The following is an 11,854-nucleotide window of genomic DNA, read 5'->3' on the forward strand; positions in this document are numbered from 1 at the left end:
ATCCAATCTGGTTCAGATCAGCCGGTTGCGAAGAGAACTCAAAACAAACTGCTTCGCGCTCTTCGTTGTGCCGGCGCCCTCCAGCTCCAGATCCGTCAGCCTCAATAGCCCGTCGCCGGTCGCAACGACGGGATCGCCGGCCGCGGCATGGACGACCTGTCCGGGCACCGCAACAAATGGCTCGCGATGCCGCTCGACGCGCGCACCCCAGACCAGAACCTTCGTATCGCCTTCGAGCATGGTGAAGGCGCCCTCAAATGGCCGTCCGGAAGCTCGGATCAGCCGAGAGATGGTCTGGGCGGACTGCGCCCAATCGATCCGCCCGTCCGACGCGCGTCTCGGATAACATCGCAGACCAAGTTCCGGGTTGGTCGGCTGCGGTGCGAGGCTAAGATTACCCTGGGCCATGGTTTCGATCAGGTTCGCGAATTGAACCGGCACTTCAAGTCGCAGCCAGTCGTAGACATCGGCAATCGTTGTCTCGGCACCGATCGGGAAATATGACTTTGCAGCGACCGGTCCGGCGTCCAGCCCGTCCGACATTTTATGGATCGTCAAACCGACACGTTCCTCTCCGAGCAATATCGCCCAATTCGGACACGCATTGCCCTTGAAACGAGGGAGATCACCCGGATGAGAATTGAAGATTCCATGGGTGAACTGGGCTCGGACAACCGGCGATATCAGACCGACCCAATTCATCGAAATCGCGGCATCGCAGCGCGCTTCCTGCAGCGCCGCGATTGTGTCTGGCTGGTCAAGTCGCGAGCCGAGCAGGAAACGGGCACCGACGTCCGCAGCCCATTTCTCGTAGTCGGCTTCCTTCTTCAATTCGTGGCCCGATGCCCGGCACGTGGCGACGATCGGAATTTCATGCCCGGCATCGTGGATCCGTCGCGCCGCTTCGAACAGCATTTCGGTCCGGCCGATCATGCCGATCCTCAGCTTGCGGGTCACAACGCACCTCCGATCTCGGTGTCGCCGGACGATCGATCCCACAGGGCGGCAACATCCGAAATCGTGAACGACTGCGCGCCACGCAGGCGGGTCAGGCACTGGTCGAGGAACCAACCAGTTCCGGGTTGTGCCCTGTTGGCTGGACTTAGATCGCTTCGCCGCCACTGCGGAAGCGGCGTGCTCGACTTGAGCGCCTCATAGGCCGCCACACCGTCCGAGTTCAGCCACGCATGCACCGGATGGAAGTTCAGGACCTTGAGACCCGGCGAGCGCAGCCATCCTGGCTCCGCCGACCACTTGTGTCCGGCGATCATGAACATGTTGTCCTGGAAGACATGCGGGATGCGGACGAGTTCGGCTCCCCCGGGGCTGTAGCGAAGCTTGTGTGGCCTCACGTCGCGCGTCAGAGGCAAATAGATCGAACAATCCACCTTCAAGCCATAGGTATCAGCCATCAATTGAAGCAGCCGCTCCGATTGATGGAGCGAATGCGTGCGCACGACCGTTGCCGCGCCGAACCATCCGCGCATGGTCTGGAGTACTTCGTCCGGCGTTGCACCCTGCGTGCTGCCGGCAAGAAAATTCGGATGTACGCCGACCTCAAACAAAGGATTGCCCAGCAGCTGGGTAACCGCCGCGCTCTGGTGCGTTGCGAACCAGGTTGCGCGGACGTTCGCTTCAATGACGCGCCCGGCGATCTCGTCGATCATCCAGTCCGGCGCCCAATCGATATCGAACGTCAGAACCATCGGAGACTCTGGAAGCATCGATTAGCCTCGCATGTCATTGCAGGTCTACTGTTTGGTCGCTTCGAGATAGACGCCGAAGCGATGCGGATCGCCCTTCCAGCCATATCTCTTGATGCGAGCGACTGAAAATCCGCTCAAGGCACCTTGAATCTCATAGTCGCGGAAGTGATGGAAATGGATCGAGTCTCGATAGAGCTCGGCGCGTTCCGTCCAGATCAGGGTTGCCAGATAAAGCTTTCCACCCGGCTTCAGCACGCGCGCTGCTTCAGTTATGGCCGTGTGGTGGTCGAGAACGTGATCGAGGCTGGTCAGGAACGAGACACAATCGAAAGTATCCCTGGCGAACGGAAGGAATTCGGCCATCCCGACGACGCGGAAGTGGTCGCGTCTGCCGAGCGACGGTTCAATCCCAAGATACTCGCAAGAGCCCGGAAACAAGCGGCGGCTCAAGTCCGGGTTGTCACAACCGATGTCGAGTACAAGGCCGTGAGCTGTGGCGACCAGGCTCCGGGAACGGAACAGGTGGCGCCTGTACCAATGGTCTTGCAACGGGGTGTTCGGCTCGCCGACGGCGTTTTTGATCGCGCACAAATACAGATACTGGTCAAAGGCGCTCTTCATCGATCCGATCGACAGGGTCTCGATCGGCAGATCGGAGAAATGTCGCGCAGCCTGCGGCAGGAGGACCGGCAACTTGTTCTCGATCGGAAACGATTCGCCTGCGCCCGTCGACAGATCGAGTCCATTGAAATGAAGTGGCAGGCCGGAGTCGGGCGAAATGAGCATTCCGTTGATTCGACCGAATTCGACGGCGCTGGCGTACCCTTCGGGGTAATCAAAAGCGGGATCGAAAAGATCTTCATTTTCGTCGATGTCGACATCGCGCCAAGGCGTTCTCAGCCAATCCATGAGCATTCAAGCTTTCTCGAAATGGCCCGCGCGCGATAGCCCGTCTCTGAGTCCGGTCGCCGGCGGCCCCAGCAATTGCACCATTCGGTCGATCGCGCCGACATAATGTTCAGGCCGCTTGTCGACAGTTTCGATCGTGAGGCGATGATTCGACGCGCTCGCAATCATTTCTGCAATTTCCTGAAGCGACGCGACCTCGGGGCCGGCGACATTGATGGCATGAGACTCCTTGAGCTCTAACGCCGCGATAGTCGCCTGTGCTGCATCGTCGAGAAAGATCGGGTTGAGGCGTGGGCCGCAGGACTCGGCAAGCCGGATCGGCTCTCCGCGCGCAATGGCCCCCCTGATCCGGGCAATGAGAAATTCCCCACTTTGTCCTGGACCGTAGACGAAGAAATATCTGAGGCGCGAGACGACAAGATGCGGCTCAAAACAGCGCAGCAGCGTTTCAGCGGACACCTTCGCCTGAAGGTAGAAGCCCAGTTCATTGGTCGGCCGAATGGGCGCATCCTCGTTCAATGCATGCGCGGATGGTCCATAGATTCCGCCGGAAGAGGCCAAGACGAATTGGTGAGCGCCATGGCCGACCCCGTATTCCGCCAAACGTGCGGCAGCGGCGATCGAGACCGCCGCAATCGCACCTGTCTGCCGGGGAAACTCCTTCCAGCCGCCTGCTTGCGCAAGGTGAATGATTGCATCGATCCGACCGACCTGTTGCAGGTCAGATGAAAAATTACCGGACAGGTCGGCTTCCACAATGCGCACATTGCTGGAACGCGACAGCTGCGCTCCCGGCCTGATCAACGCTGTTACGGACGCTCCCTTGCCCTGCAGCAGGCTTAGCAGGCGAGAGCCAACGAACCCGGTTGCGCCCGTCAGCAAGACGTGGCGATCCGCCAGATCCAATCCGGAATGCCCGATGTTCTGCGAAGCCATTCGCTCTTACTCTAGCGTCGCGGGAGGTCGGCCATGCCGATGCAGGTGGTCGTAGACCCGTTCATAGCGTTCGGCCAACACATCCCTGGACCACCAGCGCTCCGCGTGCGCGCGGCTCGTGACGCCGATGCGGGCGCGTTCGCCCGGATCTGCCACCAAACCCCGCAGTACCTCGTAGATGGTTTCCTCCGACGCGTCGACGATCGGACACTCGGCGATGGCCTGGACGGCGGGCAGACCGCGAGCCTCGATCTTGTTGACCCGACCAACGACGGGACGCCCGAGCATCATGCCTTCCCTCGCAGTGGCGCCATAGCGGCCATAGTTGAGCTGATCGACGATGATGTCGGCTTGCGCGAGCATCCAGCGATTGTCGACGCTCGGCACGTCCTTGCGGAACAACAGCCGGACCGGATGCCCCTCCGCCTTCAGCCGATCGATTGCAGCAACAACCGCGCCGGTCCCCTTGACGTTGACGCCCTGGCGGGTGCGCATCTCATAGTTGCCGACCGAGTGATAGATCAGGATTTCACCGTCGGCCCTGGCCTCACGCAACAAATCGGGCACGGGAATCGTCCGCCCAAGTTCCGGACGCCAGAACTCGGGATCGATAGCAAAGGTGAGCGGCTCGCGAAAAACAGCGGCCGCATCCCGAAAATCGAGCGGGGGATCGGTCTCGATGCAGATCAGATCCGCCAGTTGCCGGACCTTCCAGCCCCAGGCAGACATGCGATGATCGGAACAGATCTCGGGCCGGTCGCGCCAGGCGCATTTTGGACACATTCCGGGGCTCCAGGCCTCGAAGCCCGTTTGCGTGATCAAGTCATGGCATCCGGTGATGCTGTAGGCGATCTTCGCACCGCGTCGCTTCAGCTCCAGCACATCCCAAGGGATGCTGTCGTGATTTTTCGAGGCGTCGTCATAGTTGTACGGAAAGAACGATAGGGTCCCCACGCCGGCGAAATGAAACATGTCAAATCGCTCGGCTGCTTCCTGGAATCGCTCACGCAAGACCTGTTGCTGTTTGTTGGCGTCCGCTTCGAACAAGTTCCAGTCATGGCCGTGGAAATGCTGGGCGTAGTCCGAGTTCGGGTCAATGATCGCCATCGACACGGCATCCCAGCCGCGCTTGCGCAACGAGCCGGCCAGAAAGTGAAAGTTGTAATAGCTCGGATTGACGAACAGAACCGAACGGCGGCGGGGAACGGCAGGATCCCTTTCAGGCCGTGAAACGTCTTGAATCGGCTCCTCGCCATAGGGCGGATTGAGGGTGGGCGGCTGGCCTGCGGCTTCGATATGGTGCATCGCCATCAAGCTTGTGGGGAAGGCAAGACCAAGCGCGATCATAAGCCGACGGCGGCGAACGTCAGGATCGGCCCGTTCCGGCCGGAATCCGAGCGGCCAAGTCGTTAAACTCTCTGCGCCGCCGGTTGCTTGATCAGACGTGATCAAGGTCCTCCACACCAGTTCGTTGTCGCGCATCGACGAAGCGATCAACGCGCGCACAGCGAGACAACTCTTCTCCGACCAACAATCGTCACGAGACTGCGGATCGACGGATATGCACTCGGCCAGTTTCCACTCGACGGCCGGATCACGGGCCCATGCCCGCAATTCGGATTTGTTCGGTACAAGTGCAACCAGATCTGCTGGAAGGTCCGCTTTAACCTGGAGCAAAGTAACCGAAGTCGACGCGCGGATCGGTAATAGCCGCAAGCGGCGCGTCTTGGTGCCGACCATTCGGAACAGAACGGAAGCGTAAGTCCCACCGAACGGCTTCATACCCGTGATCACGGCATCTTTAGCGCGAAGGATGCGCGTCGCGTCGGCCTCTGCCTTCGACTGCGAACGTTCGGTCCGTAGGGCATCCCTCCACTTCTTCGCGCGGCGTACCACGTTGAACGGAATGGCAGTCATCAACGACTTCAAAACTGGCGACCTTTCGTGGGGCCGGGCGACCGCGTAACAGCTGGATTACAGATGGCCAGCCGGTTACTCAGGATCAAGGAGCTGATGTCCTCGGCCGGCACTATAGGTGAGGCAAGTTGCCCGGCTTCCAACTCGGCATCGGCGTACAGCATCCGGGCGTTGGCGACGACTCAGCTCTGCACACATCGACCCGACAATTTGTCTTTGTTGAGATCGCGCGGGAAATTGCCCGTCGCCCTGCCGGGATGTCATCCGCAGTCCTCAACATGCGCGCGCAACGCGTATTCGACGTTGATCAGCGACCAAATCAGCAGCCTGCGATTCTCCCGACCGTTGAGATGATCATCGACCAGCTCCCTGATCGGCTTGGGATCGAGGTAGCGATAGATGTTCGCCCGATCATCGAACAGGACGCTGCGAACGAAGTCGATGCTTTGACCCTTGAACCAGCTTGCGTCAGGACCGGAGAAGCCTTGCTTTTCGCGTTCCACGACTTCCTGGGGGATGTGCTGCTGCATCACGCTTCGCAACAGCATCTTGCCGTCACGGGTCTTCTGAAAGTACCGGGCCGTTTTCCTGCCCAGCTCGTTTTCGTCCAAGGCCACGACTTCATCGAGCTTGCCGAGCTTCATCCGGACCGGCAGCTTCATGGCAAAGTCGACGAGATCGTTGTCGAGGAACGGAACGCGTGTCTCGAGCGAATGCGCCATCGACAGCTTGTCTTCCATGGTCAACAAACCGTGGAGAAACGTCTTGGCTTCCAGATAGAGCGAATGATTGACGTAATCCTCCGGGCGGGTCAGACGCTCGGCGTGCTGATTGAACATGTCCCTGAAGATATCGCGGGTCGAAACGCCCTGCACGTCGCTCCAGACCGGAGCGAAGACACGCTTCAGCACATTGTTGGGCATCAGCCGTTGCCAGTACTCATAGTACTTGTCGATGTACTCCTCGAAGCTCTGGTTCACGACCGCCCGGTAGTAGCGCCAGGGGTAGCCGCCGAAGATTTCGTCGCCGCCGGTTCCTGCAAGGACGACCTTGTTGAACTTGCTTGCGAGCTGGGCGACATAGTAGTTTGGATAGCTCTGTCCGACGCGCGGTTCTTCTAGATGCCACGCTAGCTTGGGCAGAACGCGCTCCATGTCTCCGGATTTGAGCACCATTTCGTAGTGCTCGGTTCGAAACAGATACGACATCCGTTCCGAAGCAGCGCGCTCGTCGTAGTAGAGTTCGATGCCCGATACCGAGCTCAAATCGAAGCCGCAGGTGAACGTGCGCATGTAGTTTAGCGACTGCGCCGCGATCGCGGTGATCGTACCCGAGTCCATTCCGCCCGACAGATAGGCGCCGATATCCACGTCCGATACCAGTTGGCGTTTCACGGCCTGTTGAATCAGGTGGTCGAGCTCGTCCTGATAGTCGGCCTCCAATCGGGCGGTTTCTGGCTCCTGAAACTTGTAATCCCAATATCGCGTTAGTCGCGGCTGCGTTCCGAACGCATCCTCGGGCGATATGCTCAGATAGCAGCCGGCCGGAAGAATGCGGACACCCTTGAGCAGGGTGCGGTCCGTGAAGAAATTCTGGAACGTGAAGTATTCGAGCAAGCCCTCGGAATCGAGCTGCGCGTCGAAGTTTGGAGCGGCACGAAACGCCTTCGATTCCGATGCGAACAGCAACTGGTTCCCGCCGAACCAGTAGTAGAGCGGCTTGATCCCATAGCGGTCCCGCGCAAGCGTAAGCCTGCGTTCCTTCCGGTCCCACAGCGCGAAGGCGAACATGCCGTTGAAGCGCTGCAGGGCACCAAGCCCCCAGGCCGCGATCGCCTGCAGCAGGACCTCGGTATCGCTGGTCGATTTGAAGACATGCCCTTGCGCTTCGAGCTCGGCGCGTAGCTCCCGATAATTGTAAATCTCGCCGTTGTACGAAATCACAAACCGGCCGTCGGCGGTTCGCATCGGCTGCGCGCCGGTCGGGCTCAGATCGATGATCGCCAGCCGGCGATGCCCGAGCCCGATCGAACCGTCGGTCCAATGGCCTTCGCCGTCCGGACCGCGATGCGCGATCGCGAGAGTCATTGCGCGCAGCACATCGGAGGATACCGGCCGCCCATCGAGGTTAAGAATGCCTGCGACGCCGCACATGTCTAAATCCGCTCGATCCCGGACCGCAGGGACTTACTCAATGCCAGCCTTGGCGCGACGCCGCTCGAGGCCGGCGCGATGCTTCGACCGCCATTCGATCAGCATCTGCAGACCTTCGCGCAAATTGACCTCGGCGGTGAAGCCGATTTCTTCGGCTGCACGCCTGGTGGAGCCGACCCGATTGCGCACGAATGTCGCATTGCTCCGCGGCGCATACTGGATCGGCTGGTTCGAACCGGTCAGCTGCAGCAGCATTTCCGCGAGCTCCTTGAGCGACGTGCGCTCGCCCGTTCCGACATTGTAATAGCGGGCAACCGTATCGGCCGACATCGCGCAGATGTTTGCACGCGCGCAATCAAGCACCGAGACGAAGTCGAATGCTTCCGAACCATCTCCCAGGATGGTCGGCCCTTCGCCGCGGTCGATCGCGTCGAGCATCTTCATGATGACCGCGATGTAGGCGCCCTGATAGTCCTGACGCGGCCCGTAGACGTTCATGTAGCGCAGGCCGACCGCCGGCAGGCCATAGCGATGACAAAATGCCGTCGCCATCGCCTCGCCGGCAATCTTGGTCGCCCCGTAGAAATTCTTGTTGTTGAACGGATGATCCTCGGTCATCGGCTCTTCCACTGCATCGCCGTAGACGGAAGCCGAAGACGAATAGACGAGACGCTTGATACGGTTCGCGACGCAGGCTTCGAGCACGTTAAACGTGCCCCGGATGTTGGTGTCGAAGGCTGCCCGCGGAAATTCATGACATTGCAGCAGCCACAGCGCGGCAAAGTGGAACACGCCATCCTTGCCCTTCATCGCCGCGTCGAGGACGTCGGGTTGGCAGACATCACCGCCCGCCTCGAATATCTTGACCCGCGGGTCGCTGAGGATCCGATCGAGGTTCTCGAGGGAACCGCGTGCGAAGTTGTCGAAGATCACGATCTCGCCGACGTCGTGCTTCGCGAGCTGCTCGACCGCATGCGAGCCGATCAATCCGGCTCCGCCGATAACGAGAAACTTCTTGCCGTTGACTTCCAAGGCTGACCTCTTGGACTGAGTGTTACGCTTTATCGCGAACGGGCAAAATCGAGCTCGCGGTCGGGTTACGATGGCTGTTCGAGCGCGGGACCAATGCCATGCGGCCAACGGTCGCAAATCCCGCCGGCTACAGCCTCAGCCTGCTACACGCAGTGGGGGCTGGTGGCGCAGCAGTTCCGCGATCTCGAACGCTGCCCGTCCCTGCCCGTAGTCGGTGATATCGTTCCGCGCCAGATGCTCCGGACCCTTCCAAAGCCGGTTCCAGCCGTTCTCGACCGTCTCGGTCCACTCGGTTTCGTCACGCAGTGTCACGCATGGTACGCGATGAAAATAGGCTTCCTTCTGTAGGCCGCCGGAATCCGTGTACACGTCAGTGGCGTGATGCAGCAGCTTCGCCATGTCGAGATAGCCGACCGGGTCGATGATGCGCAACCCGTCGAGGCTGACGCCAAGCCGCGAGGCGGCGCCGCGGGTCCGCGGATGCAGCGGCAGCACGACGGTGCGACCGCGCGACTGCTGCAACAAGAATTCAACGACCTCACGAAGCCGCTCCGGATCGTCTGTATTCTCCGCGCGGTGCACGGTTGCGAGCGCATACTGCTTCGGCTGCAGCTGCAACTCGGTAAGGATCGCGGAGCCGGCCTCGGCCCTCTCCAACGCGAACAGCGTGGCGTCGTACATCACGTCACCGACGTGATGCACTCCCTTGACCACGCCCTCCGCCGCAAGGTTCGCAATCGCTGTCGCGGTGGGGCAGAGGTGAAGCGTCGAGAGATGATCCGTCACGATTCGGTTTAGCTCTTCCGGCATCCGCCTGTTGAAGGAACGCAGTCCGGCTTCGACATGTGCCACCGGAATGTGGATCTTGGCCGCGGCGAGCGAACCGGCCAGCGTGGAATTGGTGTCGCCGTACACAACGACCCAATCCGGCTTTTCGGCAAGCAGGATCGGCTCGATTTCCATCAGCATCCGCCCGGTCATGTCACCGTGACCGCCGCCATTGATGTCCAGATGATGCTTCGGCTTCGGGATCGCCAGTTCCTCGAAGAACAGATCGGACATGTTGGCGTCGAAATGCTGACCGGTGTGAATAATCACCTCCGTCAGCCCATCCGTTTCGCGGATCGCCCGGCTGACTGCTGCAGCCTTGATGAACTGCGGTCGCGCGCCGACCACAGTGAGGATCTTGATCGCCATCAGGAATACTTCGCGACGTCGGGCACGTGGGTCACGTGATTACGCATGCAGCCGAGGATGCGGCCGCGGTTTTCCTGCGTCCAGGCGATGGTCCGCCTTAGGCCATCCTCATGTCCAACGCTCGCAACGAAGCCGAGCTTCTCGCGCGCCTTCGCCGGATCGCCGAAACGCTGACCCGACCGATCCCAGTCGCGCGCCGGCGTCAGCGCGATCAGCGTCTTGTTGCCGGTGATCGCATTCACTCGCTTCGCCAGATCGAGGATGCTGGTCTCGACACCCGAAGCGAGATTGTAGATCTCGCCGGGATCACCCGAGAGCGCGCATGCCATGAGACCCCGCGCCATGTCTTCGACGAAGATGAAGTCGCGCGAGGCGATTCCGCCATTCTCGACCGGAAGCGCTTCATCGTGCAGCGCCTTCCAGATGAAGGTCGGGGTGACGTTCCGCCAAACCGTGTGAACGGTGCCGCGCCAGCGCCCCGCACCAAGAATTTCTCCCGGCCCATACACGTTCTGGAATCGTGCCTTCACGAACGGCAGCTTGTAGCGGGTGAAATAGTAGTTGCCGTACATCTCGCCGATCAGCTTGGAAATCGAATAAGGGCTGTCGTGATACAGCGAGACCGGAGCATCCTCTTTCGTCGCCGAAGCGCCGTCGAAGGTCTTCTCGGCCACCGCACAACCCGCCGCGGCATACACCACCTTCTGCAGCGAGCGGATGCCCTTGAGCCGTTCGAACAGCTTCAGGCTGGTCAGCGTGTTGTTGTCGTGATCCGCCATGGGATCGGCGATCGACGACTGGTTACCGTGGAAGCAAGCCAGATGGAAAGCGAAGTCGAGGTCGTCGGGCAGTGCGGCGAGCACCGCATCATCGGTGATCGGACGCGATACGAACTGGATCCGGGGATCATCCGGCACGTTCGAGGCGTCCGCCGACAGCAGATTGTCGACGACAATCACCTTTGCGGGCGCCTGCTCGAGCAACAGCCGCACCAGATTTGAGCCGACGAAGCCGGCTCCGCCGACGACGAGAATGGTCGATCCATTAAATGACTTCATGATCAGCTCTTGGGTGCCGCCAGGTGACTGTAAACGTCGCTCACGCCATGGGCGTCGTACCATGCAAGCAGGCGCCGGATGGTCTCATCGAAAGGCACCCTGGCTTGCCATCCGAAAGCCGCACGGGTCCGGCTCGGATCGGGAACGACAGACGGCACGTCGTCATCACCAACCGGCACCACCTTCACATCAGGATCGGCCGGCAGTCCGAGGTGGGAACGCACGAGGTCGTAGATTTCCTTGATCGAGTGACCGATCCCGCTCGACACGTTGAAGACGCCGGTCGGCGCCTGCTCGGCCATCGCGAGATCCACTGCGGCCAAAAAGTCGGACATGTCGAGGAAATCGCGCTGTGCGTCGCTGCAAAAGCAGCCCTGCCCGGCCTTCAGGCGCTTGTAGAAGGTGGGGATCGGACCGATCGCCAGACGCGGCCCGGTCACGTTGGCAAGACGCAGCGACACATAAGGCAGGCCGCTCATCGCCAGATACTGCTCGCCGGCGACCTTCGAGATGCCGTAGCTGGTGAACGGCCGCAGCGGATGCTCGACCGGGATCGGCGTGCTTTCCGGCCGGCCGTAACACAACACGGTTTGGAAGTTAAGTATCCGGACCGCACCGGCAGCGCGCGCCGCGTCGATCACGTTTGCGGTGCCATCGACGTTGGTTGCGATATCTTCGCGCCAGTTCGCCGGATCCTTGTAGGAAGCCGCCGAATGCACGACATGCGTCGGTTGAAACTTCTCGAACGCCGAGGCAACGAGATTCCGATCGGCGATCGAACCTTCGATCAGGGTCAGTCCGGGAAGCGCCGGCACAACCTCGCGCTTGCCGGTGGCGAAGTTGTCGATCACGAGAATCTCGTGGCCCTGCGGCAGCCAATGCTCGATCAGGTTCGAGCCGAGGCAGCCTGCGCCGCCGGTGATGATGATGCGCATGTCGCCGTTCC

The 11,854-nt window shown here is 60.6% G+C and carries 10 protein-coding genes; all 10 read right to left on the reverse strand.

The genetic code is table 11. The features are described 5' to 3' along the window. Positions 1-12: 12 nt before the first annotated feature. Positions 13-957 carry a methionyl-tRNA formyltransferase gene (locus tag ACE10X_RS29285; protein WP_375763236.1) on the reverse strand — a complete coding sequence of 315 codons (945 nt, stop codon included), beginning with the start codon at positions 955-957 and terminating at the stop codon, positions 13-15. Continuing rightward, positions 954-1,706: a hypothetical protein gene (locus tag ACE10X_RS29290; protein ID WP_253591616.1), complete on the reverse strand. Its 753-nt coding sequence runs from the start codon at positions 1,704-1,706 to the stop codon at positions 954-956. The genes ACE10X_RS29285 and ACE10X_RS29290 overlap by 4 nt, the downstream gene beginning before the upstream one ends. A 45-nt stretch (positions 1,707-1,751) precedes the next feature. Beyond that, positions 1,752-2,621, reverse strand: a complete 870-nt coding sequence (locus tag ACE10X_RS29295; protein ID WP_253591615.1) for a class I SAM-dependent methyltransferase — start codon at positions 2,619-2,621, stop codon at positions 1,752-1,754. Then, positions 2,622-3,551: an NAD(P)-dependent oxidoreductase gene (locus tag ACE10X_RS29300; RefSeq protein WP_253591614.1), complete on the reverse strand. Its 930-nt coding sequence runs from the start codon at positions 3,549-3,551 to the stop codon at positions 2,622-2,624. A gap of 6 nt (positions 3,552-3,557) precedes the next feature. Beyond that, positions 3,558-5,468, reverse strand: coding sequence for a hypothetical protein (locus tag ACE10X_RS29305; RefSeq protein WP_253591613.1), 1,911 nt, complete (start codon positions 5,466-5,468; stop codon positions 3,558-3,560). Positions 5,469-5,728: 260 nt separating this feature from the next. Next, a complete protein-coding gene (gene asnB, locus ACE10X_RS29310; protein ID WP_253591612.1) occupies positions 5,729-7,621 on the reverse strand; it encodes an asparagine synthase (glutamine-hydrolyzing) in 1,893 nt (630 codons plus the stop codon). Positions 7,622-7,654: 33 nt separating this feature from the next. Continuing rightward, positions 7,655-8,653: an NAD-dependent epimerase/dehydratase family protein gene (locus ACE10X_RS29315; protein WP_253591611.1), complete on the reverse strand. Its 999-nt coding sequence runs from the start codon at positions 8,651-8,653 to the stop codon at positions 7,655-7,657. Positions 8,654-8,788: 135 nt separating this feature from the next. Further along, positions 8,789-9,850 carry a non-hydrolyzing UDP-N-acetylglucosamine 2-epimerase gene (gene wecB, locus ACE10X_RS29320; RefSeq protein WP_276542913.1) on the reverse strand — a complete coding sequence of 354 codons (1,062 nt, stop codon included), beginning with the start codon at positions 9,848-9,850 and terminating at the stop codon, positions 8,789-8,791. Beyond that, on the reverse strand, positions 9,850-10,908 hold the full coding sequence (locus ACE10X_RS29325; RefSeq protein ID WP_253591610.1) for an NAD-dependent epimerase/dehydratase family protein: 1,059 nt from the start codon (positions 10,906-10,908) through the stop codon (positions 9,850-9,852). The genes wecB and ACE10X_RS29325 overlap by 1 nt, the downstream gene beginning before the upstream one ends. Positions 10,909-10,910: 2 nt before the next feature. Continuing rightward, positions 10,911-11,843 carry an NAD-dependent epimerase/dehydratase family protein gene (locus ACE10X_RS29330; RefSeq protein WP_069275555.1) on the reverse strand — a complete coding sequence of 311 codons (933 nt, stop codon included), beginning with the start codon at positions 11,841-11,843 and terminating at the stop codon, positions 10,911-10,913. Positions 11,844-11,854 lie beyond the last annotated feature (11 nt).

The organism is Bradyrhizobium sp. Pha-3, assembly GCF_042258325.1.
Classification (GTDB): Bacteria; Pseudomonadota; Alphaproteobacteria; order Rhizobiales; family Xanthobacteraceae; genus Bradyrhizobium; species Bradyrhizobium elkanii.